Annotated in this window: 20 protein-coding genes; 7 read left to right on the top strand and 13 right to left on the bottom strand. The window is 64.6% G+C overall.

Translation table 11 applies throughout. The features are described 5' to 3' along the window. Window positions 1–55: 55 nt before the first annotated feature. From RMN99_RS07285 to RMN99_RS07260, 6 genes are all read left to right on the top strand, one after another. A complete protein-coding gene (locus tag RMN99_RS07285) occupies window positions 56–937 on the top strand; it encodes an ABC transporter permease (RefSeq protein ID WP_309622641.1) in 882 nt (293 codons plus the stop codon). A gap of 20 nt (window positions 938–957) precedes the next feature. Further along, window positions 958–1977, top strand: a complete 1020-nt coding sequence (locus RMN99_RS07280) for a 1-aminocyclopropane-1-carboxylate deaminase (protein ID WP_309622640.1) — start codon at window positions 958–960, stop codon at window positions 1975–1977. 188 nt (window positions 1978–2165) lie between these two features. Further along, window positions 2166–3143 carry a nitronate monooxygenase family protein gene (locus tag RMN99_RS07275; RefSeq protein WP_309622639.1) on the top strand — a complete coding sequence of 326 codons (978 nt, stop codon included), beginning with the start codon at window positions 2166–2168 and terminating at the stop codon, window positions 3141–3143. Between the two features lie 13 nt (window positions 3144–3156). Then, window positions 3157–4410, top strand: coding sequence for an acetyl-CoA C-acetyltransferase (locus tag RMN99_RS07270; RefSeq protein ID WP_309622638.1), 1254 nt, complete (start codon window positions 3157–3159; stop codon window positions 4408–4410). A 156-nt stretch (window positions 4411–4566) separates the two neighbouring features. Then, window positions 4567–5949: an FAD-binding oxidoreductase gene (locus RMN99_RS07265; protein ID WP_309622637.1), complete on the top strand. Its 1383-nt coding sequence runs from the start codon at window positions 4567–4569 to the stop codon at window positions 5947–5949. After that, window positions 5946–6734 carry an enoyl-CoA hydratase-related protein gene (locus RMN99_RS07260; RefSeq protein WP_309622636.1) on the top strand — a complete coding sequence of 263 codons (789 nt, stop codon included), beginning with the start codon at window positions 5946–5948 and terminating at the stop codon, window positions 6732–6734. The genes RMN99_RS07265 and RMN99_RS07260 overlap by 4 nt, the downstream gene beginning before the upstream one ends. Here the strand turns inward: RMN99_RS07260 and RMN99_RS07255 are convergent. Continuing rightward, entirely contained in the window at window positions 6731–7897 is a 1167-nt protein-coding gene (locus RMN99_RS07255; RefSeq protein ID WP_309622635.1) for an L-lactate dehydrogenase, read from the bottom strand. The two genes, RMN99_RS07260 and RMN99_RS07255, sit on opposite strands and share 4 nt — an antisense overlap. 111 nt (window positions 7898–8008) lie before the next feature. Then, entirely contained in the window at window positions 8009–9556 is a 1548-nt protein-coding gene (locus tag RMN99_RS07250; protein WP_309622634.1) for an acetolactate synthase large subunit, read from the bottom strand. Window positions 9557–9672: 116 nt separating this feature from the next. Here RMN99_RS07250 and RMN99_RS07245 point away from each other — a divergent pair, with 116 nt between their 5' ends. Next, the gene (locus RMN99_RS07245; protein ID WP_309622735.1) at window positions 9673–10908 is read left to right on the top strand and encodes an FAD-dependent oxidoreductase; all 1236 of its coding nucleotides are present in this window, start codon (window positions 9673–9675) and stop codon (window positions 10906–10908) included. On the opposite strand, the gene RMN99_RS07240 is transcribed toward RMN99_RS07245, so the two are convergent. From RMN99_RS07240 to RMN99_RS07190, 11 genes are all read right to left on the bottom strand, one after another. Continuing rightward, complete coding sequence (locus RMN99_RS07240; RefSeq protein ID WP_309622633.1) at window positions 10905–11525, bottom strand: trimeric intracellular cation channel family protein; 621 nt, start codon at window positions 11523–11525, stop codon at window positions 10905–10907. The genes RMN99_RS07245 and RMN99_RS07240 overlap by 4 nt on opposite strands. Next, entirely contained in the window at window positions 11522–12199 is a 678-nt protein-coding gene (locus RMN99_RS07235) for a hypothetical protein (protein WP_309622632.1), read from the bottom strand. The genes RMN99_RS07240 and RMN99_RS07235 overlap by 4 nt, the downstream gene beginning before the upstream one ends. Before the next feature lie 8 nt (window positions 12200–12207). Then, complete coding sequence (locus tag RMN99_RS07230; RefSeq protein WP_309622631.1) at window positions 12208–12930, bottom strand: hypothetical protein; 723 nt, start codon at window positions 12928–12930, stop codon at window positions 12208–12210. A 68-nt stretch (window positions 12931–12998) separates the two neighbouring features. Next, the gene (gene lpdA, locus RMN99_RS07225; protein ID WP_309622630.1) at window positions 12999–14399 is read right to left on the bottom strand and encodes a dihydrolipoyl dehydrogenase; all 1401 of its coding nucleotides are present in this window, start codon (window positions 14397–14399) and stop codon (window positions 12999–13001) included. Window positions 14400–14498: 99 nt separating this feature from the next. Then, window positions 14499–15731, bottom strand: a complete 1233-nt coding sequence (gene odhB, locus RMN99_RS07220) for a 2-oxoglutarate dehydrogenase complex dihydrolipoyllysine-residue succinyltransferase (protein WP_309622629.1) — start codon at window positions 15729–15731, stop codon at window positions 14499–14501. A gap of 12 nt (window positions 15732–15743) precedes the next feature. After that, complete coding sequence (locus tag RMN99_RS07215; RefSeq protein WP_309622628.1) at window positions 15744–18557, bottom strand: 2-oxoglutarate dehydrogenase E1 component; 2814 nt, start codon at window positions 18555–18557, stop codon at window positions 15744–15746. A gap of 149 nt (window positions 18558–18706) precedes the next feature. Then, complete coding sequence (gene sucD / locus RMN99_RS07210; protein ID WP_309622627.1) at window positions 18707–19597, bottom strand: succinate--CoA ligase subunit alpha; 891 nt, start codon at window positions 19595–19597, stop codon at window positions 18707–18709. Window positions 19598–19645: 48 nt separating this feature from the next. Continuing rightward, the gene (locus RMN99_RS07205) at window positions 19646–20158 is read right to left on the bottom strand and encodes a hypothetical protein (RefSeq protein ID WP_309622626.1); all 513 of its coding nucleotides are present in this window, start codon (window positions 20156–20158) and stop codon (window positions 19646–19648) included. A 34-nt stretch (window positions 20159–20192) separates the two neighbouring features. Continuing rightward, window positions 20193–20684 carry a hypothetical protein gene (locus tag RMN99_RS07200; RefSeq protein WP_309622625.1) on the bottom strand — a complete coding sequence of 164 codons (492 nt, stop codon included), beginning with the start codon at window positions 20682–20684 and terminating at the stop codon, window positions 20193–20195. Continuing rightward, complete coding sequence (mdh, locus tag RMN99_RS07195) at window positions 20681–21655, bottom strand: malate dehydrogenase (protein WP_309622624.1); 975 nt, start codon at window positions 21653–21655, stop codon at window positions 20681–20683. Before mdh ends, RMN99_RS07200 begins: the two co-directional genes overlap by 4 nt. Before the next feature lie 330 nt (window positions 21656–21985). After that, window positions 21986–22300, bottom strand: a complete 315-nt coding sequence (locus tag RMN99_RS07190; protein ID WP_309622623.1) for a hypothetical protein — start codon at window positions 22298–22300, stop codon at window positions 21986–21988. Window positions 22301–22499: the final 199 nt, after the last annotated feature.

Genomic DNA, 22499 nt, shown 5'->3' with positions numbered 1-22499 from the left:
GCGGCTGTGCACCGCGCTATTGCATGGTGGCCGCGGCGGCGATAGTCGCACCGGCATGGCCAATCAACCCAATCCCGCACCCGAAATCGCCGCCGCCGCAACGCGCGCCGCAGCTCCCGGATTTCCAGAACGGGGAGTGCCCATTTTCAGCACGTTCAACCGGCTGGGGCTGTGGACGCTCTATATGAAGGAAGTGCGCCGATTTTTCAAGGTCCAGACCCAGACGATCTGGGCCCCGGCGATGACCACGCTGTTGTATCTGATGATCTTCACCGTCGCGATGGGGCGCGGCGGGCGTGAAGTGCTGGGGGTAAACTTCGCCAGCTTTATAGCGCCGGGGCTGATCGTGATGGGGATGATGGGCAATGCCTTTGCCAATACCAGCTTCAATTTCCTGGCCGGCAAGATCCAGGGCACGATTGTCGACTACCTGATGCCGCCGATTTCCAACGGCGAGCTGATCATTGCCCTGATCGGCGCGGCGGTGACCCGCGCGGTGCTGGTGGGGCTGGCGATCACCCTGGCGATGCTGCTGTGGCCGGGCGTGCAGCTGCAGATCGCGCATCCCTGGGCGGTGGTGTGGTTCGGGCTGATGGGTTCGGTGCTGCTGGCGGTGATCGGCCTGATCACTTCGGTCTGGGCCGACAAGTTCGATCACGCCGCGATGATCAGCAATTTCGTGATCACCCCGCTGACCATGCTGTCAGGCACCTTCTATGTGATCAGCAACCTCCAGCCCGCGTTCCAGGCGGTCAGCCGGGTCAACCCGTTCTTCTACGTGATTTCGGGCTTCCGCTTCGGCTTTCTGGGCCAAAGCGATATCGGCGCCACCAACATGGCAGTGCTCAACGGCGCGCTGTATGTGGGGGCGCTCAACGTGCTGCTGCTGGGCGCGCTGTATGGGTTGCTGAAGAGCGGTTGGAAGCTGAAAAGCTGATCAGAAATCCGGAGAATGCCATGTCTCTCGTTTCCAAATTCGAACGCTATCCGCTGACCTTCGGCCCGACCCCGATCGAGCACTTGCCGCGCCTATCGGCTGAACTGGGCGGCAAGGTGGAGATCTGGGCCAAGCGTGATGATTGCAATTCGGGCCTCGCGTTTGGCGGCAACAAGTTGCGCAAGCTGGAATATATCGTCCCCGATGCCATCGCCAGCGGGGCCGATACGCTGGTTTCGATCGGCGGGGTGCAATCGAACCACACCCGGATGGTCGCCGCCACCGCCGCCAAGATCGGCATGAAATGTGTGGTGGTGCAGGAAAAATGGGTGCCGCATCATGACGCGGTCTATGACCGGGTCGGCAATATCCTGCTGACCCGCCTGATGGGGGCAGACAGCCGCCTGGTCGATGATGGCTTCGATATCGGCATCCGGCAAAGCTGGGAGGATGCGATCCAGTCGGTGATCGATGCGGGCGGCAAGCCCTATCCAATCCCCGCAGGGGCCTCGGTGCACAAGTTCGGCGCATTGGGCTATGTCGGGTTTGCCGAGGAAGTGGCGGCGCAGGAAGCTGATCTGGGCTTCAAATTCGATTACATCGTGGTTTGCGTGGTCACCGGATCGACGCAGGGCGGAATGATCGTCGGATTTGCCGCGCAGGACCGTGCGGACCGGGTTATCGGCATCGATGCCTCGGGCACGCTGGAGCAAACCCGCGCGCAGGTGCGCTCCATCGTCGACAACACTGCCGAGCTGGTTGGCCTTGGCCGCAAGGTCCGCGAGGACGAAATCGTCATCAACCCCGACTATGCCTATCCGGCTTACGGCGTGCCAAGCGACGAAACCAACGCCGCGATCCGGCTGGCTGCACGGACCGAGGCGATGATCACTGACCCGGTCTATGAAGGCAAATCGCTGCAGGGGATGATCGATCTGACCCGCAAGGGCTTTTTCCCCGATGGGTCGCGCGTGCTCTACGCGCATCTGGGCGGGGCCCCGGCGATCAACGGCTATTCGTATTACTACAAGGACGGCTAGCTAATTCGGGGACACCGCTAATTCGGGGACACAATACGAATTACCAACCAGGCTGGTTGACGGAGGTCACCGTTAAGGAGCTAATTCGTATTGTGTCCCCGAATTAGAAGCTACCTTAGCGATTGCCAAATTTAACCGAACGGTTAAACGAGTCGCCAAACAACACTTGGCGATGGGAGAGGCCGGCAATGGCAATCAGGACGCGGATTACTGAAATGCTGGGGATCGAACACCCGGTGGTGCAGGGCGGGATGCAATGGGTCGGGGTGGCCGAGATGGCCAGCGCGGTCTCAAACGCTGGCGGGCTTGGCATCCTGACCGGACTGACCCAGCCCAATGCTGCGGCGCTCAGTGCCGAAATCGAACGCTGCCGGGGCATGACCGACAAACCGTTCGGCGTGAACCTGACCGTGTTCCCGACAATCAACCCGCCCGATTACAAGGGCTATGCCCAGGCGATCATCGATTCGGGCGTCAAGATCGTCGAAACCGCCGGAACGCCCGCGGTCCGCGAATTGTGGGAAATGATGAAGCCCCACGGGATTCTGATTTTGCACAAGTGCACTGCGGTGCGTCATGCGCTTTCGTCCGAGCGGGCCGGGGTCGATGTGATCTCGATCGATGGGTTCGAATGCGCCGGGCACCCGGGCGAAGATGATATCCCGGGTCTGATCCTGATCCCGGCTGCGGCCGATCAGGTCAAGATCCCGATACTTGCCTCGGGCGGGTTTGGCGATGGCCGCGGCCTTGCTGCTGCCCTCGCGCTGGGGGCCGACGGGATCAACATGGGCACCCGCTTTACCGCCACGGTCGAAGCACCGATCCACCAGGCGTTCAAGGATGCGATGGTGGCAGGGGACGAACGCGCGACCGACCTGATCTTCCGCACCTTCCGCAATACCGCGCGGGTGGCGAAGAACGAGATTTCGCGGGCCGTGGTCGCGGCCGAGGCCGAGGGTAAGGACTTCGCCGCCGTGGCCGATCTGGTCAAAGGCGTGCGCGGCCGCGAAGGGCTGCAAACCGGCGATACCAACCACGGCATCTGGTCGGCGGGCATGATCCAGGGCCTGATCCACGATATCCCGACCTGCGAAGTGCTGGTTAGCCGGATCGTGGCTGACGCCGAAAGCATCATCCGCCAGCGCCTTGTCGGCATGCTGGCTTAAGAGGAGAAAACCAATGGCCGAAGCCTATATCATCGATGCCGTCCGCACCCCGCGCGGGGTGGGCAAGCCGGGCAAGGGCGCGCTTTCGCACCTTCACCCGCAGCACCTCGCTGTCACCGTGCTGAAGGCGATCAAGGACCGCAACCACCTTGATACCAAGACCGTCGACGACATCGTCTGGTCAACCTCGAGCCAGAACGGCAAGCAGGGCGGGGATCTCGGCCGGATGTCGGCGCTGGCCGCAGGCTATGATATTTCCGCTTCGGGCACCACGCTCGACCGGTTCTGCGGCGGCGGGATCACCTCGGTCAACCTCGCGGCGGCATCGGTGATGTCGGGGATGGAAGACTGCGTGATCGCAGGCGGTACCGAAATGATGAGCTACACCAGCGCTTTCGCGGCCGAACAGGCCAACGCCGGGATCGCGCCCCGGCTGATGGGATCGGGCAACGAAGCGCTCGATGTGCTGCACCCGCAAAGCCATCAGGGCATCTGCGGCGATGCAATCGCCAGCATGGAAGGGATCAGCCGCGAGGCGCTCGACAGCCTGGCGCTGACCAGCCAGCAGCGCGCCGATGTGGCGATCAAGGAAGGCCGCTTCGCCAGATCGGTGGTGCCGGTGCTCAACGAAGACGGCAGCATTGCGCTTGACCGCGAGGAATTTCCCCGCCCCGAAACCACCGCCGAAGGGCTGGCCTCGCTCAAGCCGGCGTTTTCGCAGATTGCCGATTTCGACATTGGCGGCACCACTTTCCGCAAGCAGATCAACCGCCGCTATCCGGATCTCGAAATCCAGCACTTCCACCATGCCGGCAATTCTTCGGGCGTGGTCGATGGCGCGGCGGCGATCCTGATCACCAGCAAGGAATACGCCGACAGTCACGGGCTCAAGCCGCGCGCGCGCGTGGTGGCCTATGCCAACCAGGGCGATGATCCCACGCTGATGCTCAACGCGCCGGTCCCGGCGGCGAAGAAAGTGCTGGCCAAGGCCGGGCTGACCAAGGACGATATCGACGTCTGGGAAATCAACGAGGCTTTTGCGGTGGTCGCCGAAAAGTTCATCCGCGATCTCGATCTCGACCGGGCCAAGGTCAACCCAAACGGCGGCGCGATGGCGCTGGGCCACCCGATCGGCGCCACCGGTTCGATCCTGATCGGCACCGCGCTCGATGAACTGGAACGCACCGGCGGCCGCTATGGTCTGATCACGATGTGCGCTGCAGGCGGGATGGCCCCGGCGATCATCATCGAGCGGCTGGATAGCTAAGCAGCTAACCCCTCCCCGGTGGGGAGGGGCAGCAAGACTTGGCGGCTTGCCGCCTAGTCGCAGCGGGGTGGGCCACTACGCCAGCGTCGAACCCCAACCCCTCCCCGGTGGGGAGGGGCTATTGCTGGGGCGCAAGGTTGGAGCTAGCCTGAACTCATGACCCAGCTTCTCGATCAAATCGCCCAGATCGTCGGCCCGCAAGGACTGATTGCCGGCGCCGATGTGCACGAGCGCGCGGCCGATTTCATGGGCTTCACCCGCTGCCAGGCCAGGGCGATCGTGCGCCCGGCCTCCACCGCCGAACTGAGCGCGGTGATGAAGCTGTGCCACGCCGCCGGGCAAACGGTGGTGGCGGCCGGCGGCAACACCGGGCTTGTTCAAGGCACGGTTTGCACCCCTGATGATGTGCAAGTCTCGCTCGAGCGGATGCGCGGCGTGGGCGCGATCGATCCGGTTGGCCGGACCATGGTGGTCGAAGCCGGCTGCATGGTGCAGACCGCGCAGGATGCCGCCGAAGAACACGGGCTCAAGTTCGCGGTTGATTGGGGGGCGCGCGGCAGTGCCACAATTGGCGGCGGGATTTCCACCAACGCCGGCGGCAATTCGGTGGTGCGCTATGGCATGATGCGCGATAACGTGCTCGGGCTCGAAGCGGTGCTGGCCGATGGCACGATCATTTCGAGCATGAACGTGCTGCTCAAGAACAACGCCGCCTATGATCTGAAGCAGCTATTCATCGGCAGCGAGGGGACGCTGGGGATCGTTACCCGCGCGGTGCTCAAACTGCATCCTGCCCCGCTCACCACCCAGACCGCGATGCTGGCCTGTGCCGATTTCGCCGCGGTGCAGCGCCTGTTTGTGGAAGTCGGACGTCAGCTTGGCCCGGGCCTCACCGCGTTCGAGGTGATGTGGGCCAGCTTTTATGAGCCGATGGTGGCCTCGGGCCGGCATACCGCGCCGCTGCCCGCCGGGCACGGCTGCTACGTCATCACCGAAATGAGCGGGACCGATCCCGAGGCCGATCCGGCGCGGTTCGAAGCGGTGCTGGGCGGCCTGATCGAAAGCGGCGTGGTGGCCGATGCGGTGGTCGCCAGCAGCCAGGCCCAGGCCGACCAGATCTGGGCGATCCGCGACGACATTCCCGGGCTGATGATGTTCACCATGCCCAGCGTAACCTTCGATATCAGCCTGCCGATCCGCGATATGGACCGCTATGTTGCGGACCTGACCACGGCGGCAGAGGCGGAATTTGGCGAGACGTTGAAACTGGTGGTGTTCGGCCATATCGGTGATGGCAACTTGCACATTCTGATGGGTGCACAGCCATTTACGCCTGATACCAAGCACCGGATCGAGGAACTGGTCTATACCCCGCTTGCCGCGCTGGGCGGATCGGTTTCGGCCGAACATGGCATCGGTATCGAAAAGCGCGGTTGGCTGGCGATCAGCCGCTCGGCGCAGGAGATCGTTTTGATGAAGACCCTCAAAGCGGCGCTGGACCCCAAGAACATTCTCAATCCCGGAAAGGTGCTGCCATGAGCGACATGACCTATGACGTGGCCGACGATGTTGCCACGATCACGCTTAACCGGCCCGAGCGGATGAACACGATTTCGTCCGCCATGCTGGACGAGCTGACCCGCACGCTGGTCCGCGCCAATGAAGACCGCGACGTGCGGGTGGTGGTGCTGACCGGAACGGGGCGCGCGTTCTGCGCCGGGCTCGATCTCAACGAAGCGGTCAGCGGCGGCGGCATCGGCGGGAAGGATCGCCGTCCGCCCGAAACGATCGATTTGCGCAATACGCCGCCCACGGTGCTGTTCGCGATGGACAAGCCGGTGATCTGTGCCCTGAATGGTTCGGCTGCGGGCTATGGCATGGACCTGGCTTTGGGCTGCGATATCCGGATCATGGCGGATAATGCCAAGCTGGCCGCCGCCTTCGTTAAGCGCGGGGTGGTGCCCGAGAGCGGCGGAACCTGGTTCCTGCCGCGCATGCTGGGCTGGGCCAAGGCGGCGGAAATCATCTTCACCGGGCGCACGCTGAGCGCGGCGGAATGCCTGGCCGAGCGGCTGGTCAATCAGGTCGTGCCCGCCGAAACGGTGGCGGCAACGGCGCAGGCGATGGCCCGTGAAATCGCCGCCAACGCCCCGATGGCGGTGCGCGCCAGCAAGCGGCTAATGCGGATGGGGCTGGAGGAGACGTTCGAGACGCACGTCCAGCATGTCTACCTGCAACTGCTGCCGCTGTTCGCCAGCGACGATTTCAAGGAGGGGGTGACCTCGTTCCTCGAAAAGCGCCCGGCGGCGTTTACGGGGCGTTAGGGCCGCAGCAACACCCCGCGCCCCACGTCCTTGGCATTGATCGCGCCCGACAGCCCCAGCGCGGTGCGCATGTCCTGCTTCATCAGGCCAAGGTAGCGGGTCAGCGCCGCCTCGCCGCCAGCGGCCAGCGCCAGCACCCACGGCCGGCCGATCAGCGCGGCTTTGGCCCCCAACGCCAACGCGCGGACCAGATCCTGCCCGCTGCGGATCCCGCCATCGACCAGCAGCGTGGTCTGATCGCCCACCGCATCGGCGATATGGGGTAGCATGCAGGCGGTTGAGGAAACGCCGTCAAGCTGGCGCCCGCCATGGTTGCTCACGATCATCCCGTCCGCGCCGATCGCCACCGATTGCTTGGCGTCGTCGACATCGAGCACGCCTTTCAGCACCAGATTGCCTTGCCACACGGCGCGCAGCCATTCGATGTCTTTCCAGGTCACCGAACTGTCAAACTGGCTGCCGGTCCAGTTGAGGTAATCGCGCGGGTTCTTGGATTGCTTGACGTACATCGCGATGTTGCCGAATCCGTGCGGCCCGCCTTTCACGCCCACGTCCCACGCCCAGCGCGGATGCAGCGCATAATCGAGCGCGCCGGAGCGGAACTTGCCCCACGGACCCAGCCCGCCGGCCATGCCGTTGCGGATATCGCGGTAACGGGTGCCGAGCACGGCAAGGTCGATCGTGAAGGCCAACGTGCGCACGCCCGAAGCCCACGCCCGCGCCAGGATTTCCTCCACGATACCGCGGTCCTTCAGCATGTAGAGCTGGAACCACGCGGGGCGATCCGAGACCGCGCCAACCTCCTCCAGCGTGCAGATCCCCACGGTCGAGAGGCAGAACGGAATCCCCGCCTTGTCCGCCGCGCGCTTGGCCTGCACTTCGCCGCGCCGTGCGGTCATGCCGCCCATGCCAACCGGCGCGAGCACCAGCGGCATGGCCAGCTTCTCGCCAAACAACTCGACCGTGCAGTCCATTTTCGAAGCATCGCGCAGCACCTTCTGGGTAAGCTGCACAGATTCCCAATCGGCGGTGTTGCGCCGCAGGGTGACCTCCGCGACCGATCCACCATCGATGTAATCGAACAGGAAGCGCGGCAGACGTTTTTCCGCCGCGCGGCGAAAATCGCCGTAGCTGGCGGGCAGCAGGTTGAGACTGTCACCCATTCGCTTCAAACCTTGCAAAAGCCCTTCCCCAGTGGGGAAGGGTTGGGATGGGGGTTGGGCGCTGGCGTGGGAACCCCACCCCAACCCCTCCCCGCCGGGGAGGGGCTAAAGTCACAGCATCGCCTCGATCAGCCGCGGTCCCTTGGCCGCCAGGGCATCCTTCAGCGCGGCGTCGAACTCTTCCGCGGTCTCGCAGCGCACTGCGGGCACGCCCATGCCTTCGGAAATCTGGGTCCAGTTGATCCCGGGATTGGTCAGATCGAGCATCGACAGCGCCTTGGGCCCGGGGTTCTGCACGCCGACCCGCATCAGTTCGATGTTGAGGATCGCGTAAGAGCCGTTGTTGAGGATGATGGTGGTCACATCGAGCTGCTCGCGCGCCATGGTCCACAGCGCCTGGCAGGTATACATCGCCCCGCCATCACCGTGAAGCGCGATCACCTTGCGGTCCGGGCAGGCGACCGCCGCGCCCACTGCAAGCGGCAGGCCCTGGCCGATCGCGCCGCCGGTCAGCTGCAACCAATCGTGCGCCTTCGCGCCCGCGCACATCAGCATTGAAGCGCCGCCTTGGGTGGCGCCTTCATCCGAAACGATGGCGTTCTCGGGCAGTTGCGCCGCCAGAATTGCGCCGATGCTGGACGAGCTGAGCTTGCCCGGGGTCGGTTCAAAGCTGGTCGGCGCCTGCACCAGTGCGGGCTCGTCGGGCGCGTTCAGCGCCTTGGCAAGCCCGGCCAGCGCGTGATCGGCATCCTCGCGCAGGCTCGCCAGCCGCACCAGCGTCGCACCTTCGGGCGCAAGCCAGCTGGGCTTGCCGGGATAAGCGAAGAACGAGACCGGCGGTTCGGTGCCGACGAACACGATGGTCTTGAATTCGGCGAGGAAGGCTTGCGCCTGTTCGCCGAAATAGGGCAGCTTTTCCACCGCGACCCGGCCCGCACCGCGCTGATGGCGGGTGGCAAAGGTTTCGGCGATCAGGCGGCAACCGGTGGCAGCGGCGATCCGGCCGGCTTCGATCAAAGCCCCTTCACGCAGCGCGCGGCCACCAAGGAACAGGCACTTGGGGCCTTCACCGTCTTTCAGCGCGGCAGCGGCAGCGGCAATCGCTTCGGCAGTGGTCCGGGGCGGGGCAGCCACTGGCAAGGGGGGCACGGCCGACGAGCCTTCGGTCCAGGCGTGGTTGGCCGGGACGATGACCGTGGCAACCTTGCCCGGATAGCTCTGCGCGATGGCAAAGGCTTCGGCGCCTGCATGGGCCAGATCACGTTCCGAGGAGGAGGTGCGCACCCAATCCGACATCGGCCGAGCTACCCCTTCGGTGTCCGACGTCAGCGGGGCGTTGAAATGCTTGTGATAGGTGGCGTGTTCGCCGACCATGTTGACGATCGGGCTGCCAGCCTTGCGGGCATTGTGGAGGTTGGCCAGCCCATTGCCCAGACCCGGCCCAAGGTGGAGCAACGTTACCGCCGGTTTGTCGGCCATCCGGCCATAGCCATCGGCCGCGCCGGTCACCACGCCTTCGAACAGCCCCAGCACCGCGCGCATCCCGTGCTGCCGATCAACCGCCGCGACCAGCTGCATCTCCGACGTGCCGGGATTGGCAAAGCATACCTCCACGCCCGCAGCCGCCAGGGTTTCAACAAACGCTTCCGCACCGTTCATAGATTTGGGTCCTCTCCTGCAACTTGTGGTAACGCGGCCTCCCGCTGGCGCAACAGGATTGTGCGGGCTTGGCCCTGCGCTATGGCGAAATGCCGGGACAGGAGCGAATCGAAGCGATGCAAACCCTTGAGCAATACGATGTCGTGATTGTCGGCGCGGGGCAGGGCGGTGCCTATGCCGCGATCCAATTGCGCCAACACGGCTTCGAAGGCAGCATCGCGCTGATCGGGCGCGAGGCCGAGCCGCCCTATGAACGCCCGCCGCTGTCCAAGGAATATATGCTGGGCGACAAGGCGTGGGAACGCCTGCTGATCCGCCCGGCGGATTTCTGGGCCGGCAAAGGCATCGAACTGCTGCTGAATGCCGAAGTCGTCTCGGTCGATCCGGCAGGCCGTGCAGTGCAGCTGCAAGATGGCCGCGCGATCGGCTTTGGCGAGCTGATCTGGGCGACTGGCGGCGATCCGCGGCCGCTGTCGTGCCCGGGCAGCGAACTGGCCGGGGTCCACGCGGTGCGCACGCGCGCTGATGCCGATGCGATCCTCGCCGAACTGGGTGATGTGAGCCGCGTGGCCATCGTCGGTGGTGGCTACATCGGGCTTGAGGCGGCGGCGGTGCTGCGCAAGCTGGGCAAGGAGGTGATCCTGCTCGAAGTGTTGCCGCGGGTGCTGGCGCGGGTCGCCGGGCCGCAGCTGTCGGAATTCTTCGAAAAGGAACACCGGATGCACGGTGTCGATCTGCGCACCGGGATTGGCGTGGTCGCGATCGAGGGCGAGGGCCAGGTTTCGGGCGTGCGGCTGACCGACGAGACGCTGATCGAATGCCAGATGGTGATCGTCGGCATCGGCATCATCGCGGCGGTCGGGCCGTTGCTGGCGGCGGGCGCGCCGGGCGGCAACGGGGTCGATGTCGATCAATACTGCCGCACGATCCTGCCCCACATCTGGGCGATCGGTGATTGCGCGGCCCATTCCAGCAAGTTTGCCAATGGCCAGGTGATCCGGCTGGAATCGGTCCAGAACGCCAACGATATGGCCAGCTGTGTGGCCAAGGCGATCACCGGCGATCCGGTGGCCTATGGCGCAACGCCGTGGTTCTGGTCGAACCAGTATGACCTCAAGCTGCAGACCGTGGGGCTGTCTGCCGGGCACGATACCGCCGTGCTGCGCGGCGATCCGGCCACGCGCAGCTTTTCGGTGCTGTATCTGCGCGGCGGCAAGCTGATCGCGTGCGATGCGGTCAACATGGTCAAGGATTATGTCCAGGCGCGCAAGCTGGTCGAAGAAGATGCAGTGATCGCGCCAGAGGATCTGGCCGATAACAGCCGGCCGTTGAAGGAACTGGATCGGCTTTAACTGTCTGCCCGGTAACTCGGCAGCGCCAACCCGCGCGCAATCGCCAGCCCGCGCAGGGCGAACCCGGCCAGCGCCGCCCCGGTCCAGGCAATCTCGCGCGGCAGGCCCAGCCAGCTGCCCGCCGCGCACAGCGCCGATGCCAGCGCGGCGGCAGTGACGTAGATTTCGGGCCGCATGATGATCGAGGGCCGGCCCGCCAGCACATCGCGGATCACCCCGCCGATGCAGCCAGTGATCACCCCCATCAGCACTGCGGGCACCGGGGCGAGTCCGAAGGCCAACGCCTTGGCGGTGCCGAGCACGGCATAGGCGGCAAGGCCTGCGGCATCGGCCCAATCGAGCAGCTCGCCCTCCCACCATTTGCGCGGGGTGAACCAGGCGACCAGCGCCGTGGCCAGACAGACCGGCGCAACCCACGGATCGCGCACCCAGAACACCGGCGCCCCGATTAGCAGATCGCGCACCGATCCGCCGCCGACCCCGGTGATCAGCGCGAAGAACGCCATGGTCACAAAGGTCTGCCGCAGCCGCGCGGCGAGCAGCGCCCCGGTCAGCGCGAAGACCGCGGTTCCGGCGAGATCAAGCACCGCCGGGATCTGGGGCAGGGCCGCGCTCATCGTTTAGCCTTGCGGCGGCGAAACAGCAGCGTGGTGCCAAACAGGCTGGTGACCACGCCGATCCCGCCGAACAACCACAGCAGCCAGTGGCTGGTGTTCTCGCGGCCCACCGGGTCCATGATGTGCAGCCCCCACATCAGGTCATAGGCGCGCCACCAGCCCGTGCGCAGCGCCAGCACTTCGCCGGTTTCGGCATCGATGTAGAGGTGGGTGCCATCCGCGAAGCTGGCCTGCCACGCCGGGCGCGGGCGGCGCAAATCGAGCGGGGCGGCATCGGCAGCGAAGCGGCGGATCGATGCGAGTTTGGCGGGGCCAGCGAAAGCGGCTTCGGCCAAGGCGCGCGCTTCCATGACTTCAACCGGCCCCAGCGCCGCGCCACTGTCGGCTGAATAGCGCGCCTGGCGCTTGTCGGCCGCAGTTGTCACCCAGACCGCGCGTTGGCCCTCCTGCACCAGCGCCAGCCGGGTCACCGGCGCAGTCAGTTGCGGCGGCACCAGCACTTGGCTGGCGAAGGCGGCGGGCGGTCGTCGCAGTTCCTCTCCGCGCACCGTATCAATCGGGCGCAGCGCCATGAACACGCCGCTGACCGTCCACAGGATCATCGGAATCGCCGCAGCCCAACCCAGCCAGATGTGCCAGCGGGCAAATTTCTGCATGATGGTGGGGCGGGGCATGGGACAACTTACTGCGTTCTCAGCGCGGAAATTGCCAGCCCGAATCCCAGTATCGGGGCTGCGCCATAGCCGATCAGGATCGAAGGATAGGCTCCGGCGAAGGCCATCAACCCCGCCACGATTAGGAATGCTGCCAAAGGCCGCGCCGTGCGCTGGCCATCGCGCAGCAACAGCAAAGGTGCGAAAGTTGCCAGCATAAGCGCGATCCCGATCAGCGGCTGTGCGTGCCAGGTATCGATCTGCACCGTTTCGACGAAACGAACAGGCTGGAGCGGATCGACCTGACCGAGCGCGACTGCCGCGCCAACAAATGCAGCGACCAGAGCGCCGACAAAAGGCAATACCGGCCGGTTAAGGGTGATCATGGCAGTGGCGGCCGCAAGGCCAAAGCTTGTGGCTCGGTCCGGCTGAAGTGCGCAGGCCAGCACCGCACCAAGCAGCAGGGCGGAGGCAGGCTTTGCCGGCAACCGATCAGCCAGCGTTACCAGCAGCGGCAGAACCAGGTAGCCGATGTGCAGGCGCAGCGGCCCCAACTGAAGCCAGCGGCGTACTCCGTCAGCTTCGATCCCCGCCAGTACAGTCATGGTCAGCAAGGCGGTCGACACCAGCGCCAGCGCCAGTTGGCCCCCGTTGTGGCGGGGCAATGGCAGCCACAGCGCCGCCGCAATCGCCAGAGCCAAGGCCCCTGCATTGACTGCCAGCCAAAGCGCAGGTGCCTCGGCAAGACTCATCCACGCCAAGCCCGCCAACACCGGAACGGCAAGCGAAGCCAGATGAAACCGGAGCCGCCCCATCGAGGTCAAATATGGATCGGCTTCCCGGTCACGCCCATCGCCGCTTCCTTCATCGCTTCGGAATGCGTCGGGTGGGCGTGGCAGGTGTAAGCGATGTCTTCGCTCGTCGCGCCGAATTCCATCGCCAGCGCGGCTTCGGCGATCATCGTGCCCGCAACCGAGGCGATCGCCCACACGCCCAGCACCTTGTCGGTCTTGGCATCGGCGATCACCTTCACGAAGCCGTCAGGCTCGTGATTGGTCTTGGCGCGGCTGTTGGCCATCATCGGGAACTTGCCGACCTTGATCTCGCCGCGTTCCTTCGCCTGCTCTTCGGTCAGGCCGACGCCGGCGAATTCGGGGTTGGTGTAGACCACGCCGGGGATCACGTCGTGATTGACGATCCCGGTCAGGCCCGCGATGTTTTCGGCCACCGCGATGCCCTCATCCTCGGCCTTGTGCGCCAGCATCGGGCCGGGCACGCAATCGCCGATCGCCCAGACGCCATCGACCTTGGTGCGGAAATCATGATCGATTTCGATCTGCCCGCGCGCGTTGAGCGCCAGTCCGATTGTGTCGAGGCCGAGCCCTTCGGTGTGCGGACGCCGTCCGATCGCGACCAGCACGCAATCCGCCTCGAGCGTCTCTGCCGCGCCGCCCTTGGCGGGCTCGAGCGTCAGCGTGGCCTTCTTGCCCTTGACGCTCGCGCCGGTCACTTTGGTGCCAAGCCTGATCTCCATGCCCTGCTTCTTGAAGATCTTCGCGGCTTCCTTGCGGACATCCATGTCCATGCCGGGCAGCAATTGATCGAGGAATTCGACCACGGTGACCTTGGCCCCGAGCCGCCGCCAGACCGAACCCATTTCCAGCCCGATCACCCCGCCGCCGATCACGACCATGTGTGCGGGAACCTTGGCCAGCGCCAAGGCGCCGGTCGAATCGACAATCACGCCCTTGTCGTTATCAACCGCAACCCCGGGCAGCGGTGTGACGCTCGATCCGGTGGCGATCACTACGTTCTTGGCGGTGTAGGCCTTGCCGGCCACTTCAATCGTGTGGGCGTCCTTGAAAGTGCCGCAGCCCTTGAGCCAATCGACCTTGTTCTTCTTGAACAGGAATTCGATCCCGCCGGTCAGGCCTTTGACCGCATCGGCCTTGTCCGCTTGCAGCACGCCCAGATCGAGCTCGACCTTGCCCAGCTTGACGCCGTAGCGCGCCAAAGCGCCGCTGGCAGCCTCGGCAAACTTTTCCGAACCGTGCAGCAGCGCCTTGGAAGGAATGCAGCCAACGTTGAGGCAAGTCCCGCCCAGCGTCTCGCGGCTTTCCACGCAAGCGGTCTTCAGCCCCAGCTGTGCCGCGCGGATCGCACCGACATAGCCGCCGGGTCCGGCCCCGATGATGATGAGATCGTAGTCGTATTCAGCCATTTATTCCTCCGTCATCCCGGGCTTGACCCGGGATCGCTGGCCGCTGGCTCCGCGCTTGGACGCCAGCGGTCCCGGAACAAGTCCGGGACGACGTCTAACTCACAAATCAATCAGCAACCGTGTCGGATCCTCGATCGCTTCCTTGATCGTCTTCAAAGCCGTAACCGCCTCGCGCCCGTCGATCAGGCGGTGATCGTATGACAGCGCCAGATACATCATCGGCCGGATCACGATCTGGCCGTCGCGCACGACCGGGCGGTCCTCGATCCGGTGGAGGCCCAGCACTGCGCTCTGCGGCGGGTTGATGATCGGGGTGGACATCAGCCCGCCGAACACACCGCCGTTGGAGATGGTGAAGGTACCGCCGGCCATGTCTGCCAGGGTCAAGGTGCCGTCCTTGGCCTTTTTGCCCAATGCGGCGATTGCCTTTTCGATATCGGCAAAGCCCATCGCCTGGACATCGCGGACCACCGGGACGACCAGGCCGTTCGGAGCGCTGACCGCAACCGAGAGATCGATATAGGGGTGATAGACAATCTCGTCGCCTTCGATCCGCGCGTTGACCGCGGGGAAATCCTTGAGCGCGAGGCACGCGGCCTTGGCAAAAAAGCTCATGAAGCCGAGCCGCACGCCGTGCTTCTTTTCGAAGCTTTCGCGGAAAGTATCGCGCGCCTTCATCACCGCGCTCATGTCGCAATCGTTGAAGGTGGTGAGCAGGGCGGCGGTGTTCTGCGCTTCCTTCAATCGCCGCGCGACGGTCTGGCGCAGGCGGGTCATCTTGACGCGCTCTTCGCCGCGATCACCAGCGCCAGCGGCAACGGCGGGTGCAGCCGCAGCCGCGATCGGGGCCGGTGCAGCGCTTTTGGCGGCAGCGGCGGTCACCACGTCTTCCTTGGTGATCCGGCCATCCTTGCCGGTGCCCTTGACCACGGCTGGATCGATGCCGTGTTCCAGCACCGCGCGGCGCACGGCGGGGGAGAGTGTCGAGGTTTCGGCGGCAACGGGGGCAGCAGGCGTGGGGGCGATCGTGTCGGACGCTGGCGCCACCGGCGCTTCGGTGCGTTCGGCCACAGGCTCTGCCCCGGCGGGCGGCACGCCGTCTTCCACCGTGGCGATCACCGCGCCGACGGCGACGGTATCGCCCAGCTTGGCGATGTGCTGGCCCATCACGCCTGCCACCGGCGCAGTCACCTCGATCGCGACCTTGTCGGTTTCGAGGCTGGCAATCGGCTCGTCCAGCCCGACCGCTTCGCCGGGCTGCTTGAGCCATTCGCCGATGGTCGCTTCGGCAACCGATTCACCCAGAACGGGAACTTTGACTTCAGTAGACATCTGCTTGCTTCCTCACGCCTTTTTGCGGCGACGAATTTCGTTGCGAACCGAGGTCCCCAGTGCGTGCCCGATCAGTGCGCCCTGCTCGCTGGCATGGCGGCTGGCGAGCCCGGTGGCCGGCGATGCGCTGGCGACGCGGCCGGCATAGCGCGGCCGGGTGACCTTGCATTTGGCGGCGATCAGGGCTTCCTCGATATAGGGCTCGACGAACGACCAGGCCCCGTTGTTGCGCGGTTCTTCCTGGCACCAGACCACGTCTTCAAGCCCCGGCATCCGCGACAGGCGCAGCGCCAGCGGCTCACCCGGGAACGGATAGAGCTGCTCCAGCCGGATGATCTGGGTGTCGTTCATCCCAGCGGCATCGCGCGCTTCCATCAGGTCATAGGCAACCTTGCCCGAACACAGGATCACGCGGCGGGTCGCCTCGTCGCTCGCGCCGTCGCGGTCTGACAGGATCCGCTTGAAGTGGGCCGCACCGATGAACTCGCTCGCTTCGCTTTTCGCCATCGGGTGGCGCAGCAGCGATTTGGGGGTCATGATCACCAGCGGTTTGCGGAAGCCGCGGTGCATCTGGCGGCGCAGCACGTGGAAGTAATTTGCCGGGCTGGTGATGTTGCAGACCTGGATATTGTCCTGTGCGCACAGCTGCAGGAAGCGTTCCAGCCGGGCCGAGGAGTGTTCCGGCCCCTGGCCTTCGTAGCCATGCGGGAGCAGCAGCACGAGGCCGTTGGCGCGCAACCACTTCGATTCAGACGATGCGATATACTGATCGATCACGATCTGCGCGCCGTTGGCGAAATCGCCGAACTGCGCTTCCCACAGCACCAGCGATTTGGGATCGGCGCTGGCATAGCCGTATTCAAAGCCCAGCACGCCGTATTCGCTGAGCGTGCTGTCATGCACTTCGAACCGGCCGTGGGGCAGGGTCGCGAGCGGAATGTACTTGTGTTCGTCGGTCTGATCGACCCACACCGCGTGGCGCTGGCTGAAGGTGCCGCGGCCCGAATCCTGGCCCGAGAGGCGCACGTTGAAGCCTTCGGTGACCAGACTGCCATAGGCCAGCGCTTCGCCGGTGGCCCAATCGAAGCCCGCGCCGCTGGTGAACATTTCGCGCTTGGCGTCGATCACGCGGGCCAGCGTCTTGTGGATCGTCAGCCCTTCGGGAACGGTGGTCAGCGTGCGGCCGAGGCTGTCAAACAGCTTGGCCTCGATGCCCGTAGGCACGTTGCGCCGTGCGGATTCGGGATCGGCCGGGGCGTGCAGCCCCTGCCAGCGCCCGCCGAACCAGTCCGCCTGGTTGGGCTTGTAGCTTTTGGAGGCGTCGAATTCCTGCTCGAGCGCGGCGACAAAACGCATCTCGTCTTCGGCGGCCCAGTCCTTGTCGATCACGCCCTGACTGACCAGCCGGTCTGCATAGATCTTGCTGACTGGTGGGTGCGCGCGGATCTTCTGGTACATCAGCGGCTGGGTAAAGCTGGGCTCATCGCCCTCGTTGTGGCCAAAGCGGCGATAGCACCACATGTCGACCACCACATCGCGGCCAAAGGTCTGGCGGTAATCGGTGGCCAGCTTGCAGGCGAACGTCACCGCTTCGGGATCATCGCCGTTGACGTGGATGATCGGCGCCTGGACCCCCTTGGCGACGTCCGAGGGATAGGGCGAGCCGCGCGAGAATTGCGGGCTGGTGGTAAAGCCGATCTGGTTGTTGATGATGAAGTGGATGCAGCCGCCGGTGTTATACCCGCGCACCCCCGAAAAGCCGAAGCATTCCCACACGATCCCCTGCCCGGCAAAGGCCGCATCGCCATGGATCAGCACCGGGAGCACCTGTTTGTGCTTGCCCGGGCCGATATCGTCGCGGAACGCCTGATAGGCGCGAACCTTGCCCAGCACCACCGGGTCCACCGTTTCAAGGTGGCTGGGGTTGGGCATCAGGCTCATGTGGACCTTGGTGCCATCGAATTCGCGGTCAGTCGACGAGCCGAGGTGATACTTCACATCGCCCGATCCGCCGACATCTTCGGGGTTGGCGGTGCCGCCCGAAAATTCGTGGAAGATCACCCGATATGGCTTGGCCATGACGTTGGCGAGTACGTTGAGCCGGCCGCGATGGGCCATGCCATAAACGATTTCCTTGATCCCGCGGCTGCCGCCGTACTTGATCACCGCTTCCAGCGCCGGGATCATCGCTTCGCCGCCGTCGAGCCCGAACCGCTTGGTGCCGACATATTTGCGCCCCAGAAACTTTTCGTACTGTTCGCCGCGGATCACGGCGGACAGGATCGCCTTCTTGCCTTCAGGGGTGAAGTCGATCGACTTGTCGCCGCCTTCGATCCGGTCCTGCAGAAACCGGCGCTCCTCCACATCCGAAATGTGCATGTATTCAAGGCCGACTTTGCCGCAGTAATTGCGCTTCAGAATATCGACCAGTTCGCGCACCGTGGCCCATTCCAGCCCCAGCGTTCCGCCAAGGTAAACCTTGCGGTCCAGCGCCGCGCCGGTGAAGCCGTGGTAAGCGGGATCAAGATCGGCCGGCAGGTTCTGGTGCGACAGGCCCAGCGGATCAAGATCGGCACCCAGGTGCCCGCGCACGCGGTAAGTGCGCACCAGCATCATCGCCCGGATCGAATCCCCGGCAGCTTCCTCGATCGCTTTGGCATCAAGCACCGCGCCAGCCTTGGCCGCCGCCGCCTTGACCGCGGCCTGCATCTGCGTGGGATCAAGCGCTGCCGTCAGATCATCGCTGGCACTGCGCCAATCACCGCGCGCCCAGCTGGGGCCGGGTTGCGGATCATCAGGGAGGAATTCGTGGCTCTCGCTGCCCATAAGGGTCTTCCTTCAAATCTCCCCTCCCCAGCGGGGAGGGGCTGGGGGTGGGGGAGCAAGACCGCCAGGACTTGCGTCCATGCTGGCGTCGAACCCCCACCCCAACCCCTCCCCTACGGGTAGCGGCTTAGGGTTTGCTCAACAGGCAATTACGCAAGTTCCTTCAGCACCGCATCCAGCGTCACGCCCAGTTCGCTGGGCGAGGGCGAGACCCGGATGCCGGCCGCTTCCATCGCCGCGATCTTGTCTTCGGCGCCGCCCTGGCCGCCCGAAACGATCGCGCCGGCGTGGCCCATGCGGCGGCCCGGAGGCGCGGTCAGCCCGGCAATGAACCCGACCATCGGTTTCTTGCGCCCGCGCTTCGCCTCGTCGGCAATGAATTGCGCGGCTTCTTCTTCGGCACTGCCGCCAATTTCGCCGATCATGATCATCGATTTGGTCGCATCGTCAGCCAGGAACAGTTCGAGCATGTCGATGAAGTTGGTTCCGTTGACCGGATCACCGCCGATCCCGACCGCAGTGGTCTGGCCAAGCCCGATCTGGGTGGTCTGGAACACCGCTTCGTAAGTCAGCGTGCCCGAACGCGAAACCACGCCGACCGAGCCCTGCTTGAAGATACTGCCGGGCATGATCCCGATCTTGCATTCGTTCGGCGTCAGCACGCCGGGGCAGTTGGGGCCGATCAGACGGCTGCCCGAGCCGGTCAGCGCGCGCTTGACGCGGACCATGTCGAGCACCGGGATGCCCTCGGTGATGCACACGATCAGCTCGATCCCGGCATCGATCGCTTCCAGAATGGCATCGGCAGCGCCCGGCGGCGGGACGTAGATGCACGATGCGGTGGCGCCGGTCAGCGCCTTGGCTTCGGCCACGCTATCGAACTGCGGCAGCCCGATGTGGACGGTGCCGCCCTTGCCCGGGGTGACCCCCGCAACCATCTGCGTGCCATAAGCCAGCGCCTGCTCGGTGTGGAAAGTGCCGGTCGCGCCAGTCATCCCCTGGGTGATGACCTTGGTATTCTTGTTGATCAGGATCGACATTGCATCGCTTTCAAATTGTTGAAATGGAGTGATTTTCCGGAACGAGACTTACTTCCACGTCAGCCCATAGCTGACCACGGTCATCGGATTGCCGTCGTTGGGGAAAATCTTGGTCTGGTACATGATCATGTAATCGCGGCCATCGATCGACGGGGTCCAGTAATATCCGCCTTTCTCCTCCTCGAGATCGGCCGGGCGCGGGCCAAGCACCGCCACCGTGGCGCTGCGCGCCTGCGCGTCGGTCAGCCCGGGATCGCCAGCGGTGGTGACCGCACAGATCTTGAGCCCGCTGTCGGTGGTGCTGAGCGAAAGCTGCCACGGGAAGTTGTCATAATAAGCGCGCTTGTCGTTCGAATCCTTGGCTTTCTTCATGTTCCACGGCGCCGCAGTGGCGGCCTTGGCCTGGGCCATGTGATCGCCGGCGTGGTCCATGCAGATCGCCTTGAAAGCCTCGGCAGCTTCTTCGGGCGAGGGGATGACATCTTGCGCGGAAGCGGGGGCGGCGAAGGCGAGGCTGGCCGAAACCGCCAGGGTCATCGCGATCTGGTCAAATGTGCTCATGGGATCCATCTCCGTAGCTGCGCTGCAATGCGCTTTAATTCAAGCCCGCTGCGTATGCGGCGAGCATCTGGTCACCCTCACGCTCGAGCAAGAAGCCGTACATGGTCAGATCCCCGGAAGCGGACTTGCTGTACCACAGCACGAATTCCTGATCGGCGGACATGGGTTCGCCCAGCAGCGGGCGCGCCAGCTTGATCCCTTCGCCGATCCGGGTCTTCGGATCGACCACCGCGGTCACCATGCAGAACTTCTTCTCGGGATCGTCGAGGATCGCGATCGAAAACCGGTCGGTGTTCCAGGTCACCGTGCCATCGTCGGCGCTGCGGACCTTTTCGGCTTCGTACGGCGCGGCAGTGACCACGGCAGTTTGCGCAGCGGGATCGCCCAGATGGTCAAAGCAGATCGCCTTGGCCGCGGCCAACACATCGGCCAGCGGTTCGGGCGGGACCTTGGCCTGCGCCGGGGCGGCGGACAGCGCGGCAAGCAGCGCGACCGGGACCAGTGCAACCCGACGAAGCGCGCTCATGCTAGGCTCGGCTCGATTGTCTTGCAGGCGACCAGCAGTTCCTTGACCGCATCGACCGAGACCTGCAGCCCGGCCTTGTCGGTATCGTCCAACGCGATCTCGATGATCTTTTCCACGCCGCCTGCACCGATTTGCACCGGAACACCGACGTATAGCCCGTCGAGCCCGTACTGGCCGCTGACATGCGCGGCGCAGGGCAGGATGCGCTTCTGGTCGTTCAGGAAGGCTTCGGCCATGGCGATACCGCTGGCTGCGGGTGCATAGAACGCCGATCCGGTGCCGAGCAGTGCGACAATTTCGCCGCCGCCGCCGCGCGTGCGCTTGACGATGGCGTCGATCTTGTCCTGGCTCGACAGGCCCATTTTTACCAGGTCAGGCACCGGAATGCCGTTGACCGTTGAATAGCGCACCACCGGGACCATCGTATCGCCGTGGCCGCCGAGCACGAAGGTGTTCACGTCGCGCACCGAAACCTTGAACTCATCGGCGATAAAGTGGCTGAACCGGGCGCTATCCAGCACTCCTGCCATGCCGACCACCATGTGGTGCGGCAGGCCCGAAAACTCGCGCAGCGCCCAGACCATCGCGTCGAGCGGGTTGGTGATGCAGATCACGAATGCGCCGGGGGCGTTGTTCTTGATCCCTTCGCCGACCGCCTTCATCACCTTGAGGTTGATGCCCAGCAGATCGTCGCGGCTCATCCCCGGCTTGCGGGCGACGCCGGCCGTGACGATGATCACGTCGGCCCCGGCGATATCCTTGTAATCGTTCGAACCGGTGATCTTGGCGTCGAAACCTTCAACCGGGCCGCACTGTGACAGATCGAGCGCCTTGCCCTGCGGCACGCCTTCAACCACATCGAACAGGACGATATCGCCCAGTTCCTTTTGCGCGGCGAGGTGGGCGAGCGTGCCGCCGATGTTACCAGCGCCGATAAGGGCGATCTTCTTGCGTCCGGTAGTACTGGCCATAAAGCGTCGATGTCCTTTGCCTGGGTAAAGCGGGATCAATCGTTGGCTGCGGGTAGTGGCCCTTTTCATCCCGCACGGAAGCGGGGCCGCCCAGTGTACCCGACCGGCCCTAAGCGTCTCTTTTCGCGATTGCAAGGCGGTAAAAGGCCCTAGCGGCAACTATTTGCTGATAATAGTTCGCAATTGCAATAAGGGTATCTCCCGACCCCATCGGGGTGGGGCTGGGGGTGGGGGATCGACGTTGGCGTTGTCCCCCCACCCCAACCCCTCCCCACCGGGGAGGGGTTTTTTGGTCCGATTTGATGGTGAATAGCGAGACCGCCCCGCGCCTCAGCGCGGCAGGTGTGCCAGCTTGCGGTGCAATGCCGCAGCACGGCGCGGGTCGAGCGCGGCGCAGATCTGCAGCCAGTGGCGCAATTCTGCCCGATCACCGCGGCGATGGGCGGCGGCCGCGCGGTTGCCGGCTTCTTCGGCAGCAAACAGACCATGCGCCGCGAAATGGCGCAGTGCATCACGCACCACCTGATCCTGGCGGGCCAGATCGGCGTTATCGTTGGCGGCGCGCGCCGCGATCCGCCCCAGCGCGCCGCGGGTCAGGTGGACCGGGGTTGCAAGCGGGCGGGCGGTGGCAGTGCGGATAGTCATATGTGGTTGCGGCCCTTGCATTCTCGTAGGACCGCAGCTCTAGCGCGCTGACGCTAAGTGTTGGTGATGCTCTATGGTTGCCGCGTCCTTAAGGATGATGCGTGAACCCTTCAAACGCGCGCCGCACTTATGCCAAATCCCGATTGGCTCGTCTCATTTCCCCTTCCCCGGCGGGGAAGGGTTGGGGATGGGGGAGCGA

It is taken from the genome of Novosphingobium sp. (genome assembly GCF_031417815.1).
Lineage (GTDB): Bacteria > Pseudomonadota > Alphaproteobacteria > Sphingomonadales > Sphingomonadaceae > Novosphingobium.
Note: the sequence above shows the minus strand (reverse complement) of the source record. Positions and strands in the feature narration are given on the sequence as shown.

What these genes read in the sequence shown, in the direction of transcription:
- RMN99_RS07285 (WP_309622641.1), top strand. Translation starts at nt 56, where the DNA reads ATGGCCAATCAACCCAATCCCGCACCCGAAATCGCCGCCGCCGCAACG.
- RMN99_RS07280 (WP_309622640.1), top strand. Translation starts at nt 958, where the DNA reads ATGTCTCTCGTTTCCAAATTCGAACGCTATCCGCTGACCTTCGGCCCG.
- RMN99_RS07275 (WP_309622639.1), top strand. Translation starts at nt 2,166, where the DNA reads ATGGCAATCAGGACGCGGATTACTGAAATGCTGGGGATCGAACACCCG.
- RMN99_RS07270 (WP_309622638.1), top strand. Translation starts at nt 3,157, where the DNA reads ATGGCCGAAGCCTATATCATCGATGCCGTCCGCACCCCGCGCGGGGTG.
- RMN99_RS07265 (WP_309622637.1), top strand. Translation starts at nt 4,567, where the DNA reads ATGACCCAGCTTCTCGATCAAATCGCCCAGATCGTCGGCCCGCAAGGA.
- RMN99_RS07260 (WP_309622636.1), top strand. Translation starts at nt 5,946, where the DNA reads ATGAGCGACATGACCTATGACGTGGCCGACGATGTTGCCACGATCACG.
- RMN99_RS07255 (WP_309622635.1), bottom strand. Translation starts at nt 7,897, where the DNA reads ATGGGTGACAGTCTCAACCTGCTGCCCGCCAGCTACGGCGATTTTCGC.
- RMN99_RS07250 (WP_309622634.1), bottom strand. Translation starts at nt 9,556, where the DNA reads ATGAACGGTGCGGAAGCGTTTGTTGAAACCCTGGCGGCTGCGGGCGTG.
- RMN99_RS07245 (WP_309622735.1), top strand. Translation starts at nt 9,673, where the DNA reads ATGCAAACCCTTGAGCAATACGATGTCGTGATTGTCGGCGCGGGGCAG.
- RMN99_RS07240 (WP_309622633.1), bottom strand. Translation starts at nt 11,525, where the DNA reads ATGAGCGCGGCCCTGCCCCAGATCCCGGCGGTGCTTGATCTCGCCGGA.
- RMN99_RS07235 (WP_309622632.1), bottom strand. Translation starts at nt 12,199, where the DNA reads ATGCCCCGCCCCACCATCATGCAGAAATTTGCCCGCTGGCACATCTGG.
- RMN99_RS07230 (WP_309622631.1), bottom strand. Translation starts at nt 12,930, where the DNA reads ATGAGTCTTGCCGAGGCACCTGCGCTTTGGCTGGCAGTCAATGCAGGG.
- lpdA (WP_309622630.1), bottom strand. Translation starts at nt 14,399, where the DNA reads ATGGCTGAATACGACTACGATCTCATCATCATCGGGGCCGGACCCGGC.
- odhB (WP_309622629.1), bottom strand. Translation starts at nt 15,731, where the DNA reads ATGTCTACTGAAGTCAAAGTTCCCGTTCTGGGTGAATCGGTTGCCGAA.
- RMN99_RS07215 (WP_309622628.1), bottom strand. Translation starts at nt 18,557, where the DNA reads ATGGGCAGCGAGAGCCACGAATTCCTCCCTGATGATCCGCAACCCGGC.
- sucD (WP_309622627.1), bottom strand. Translation starts at nt 19,597, where the DNA reads ATGTCGATCCTGATCAACAAGAATACCAAGGTCATCACCCAGGGGATG.
- RMN99_RS07205 (WP_309622626.1), bottom strand. Translation starts at nt 20,158, where the DNA reads ATGAGCACATTTGACCAGATCGCGATGACCCTGGCGGTTTCGGCCAGC.
- RMN99_RS07200 (WP_309622625.1), bottom strand. Translation starts at nt 20,684, where the DNA reads ATGAGCGCGCTTCGTCGGGTTGCACTGGTCCCGGTCGCGCTGCTTGCC.
- mdh (WP_309622624.1), bottom strand. Translation starts at nt 21,655, where the DNA reads ATGGCCAGTACTACCGGACGCAAGAAGATCGCCCTTATCGGCGCTGGT.
- RMN99_RS07190 (WP_309622623.1), bottom strand. Translation starts at nt 22,300, where the DNA reads ATGACTATCCGCACTGCCACCGCCCGCCCGCTTGCAACCCCGGTCCAC.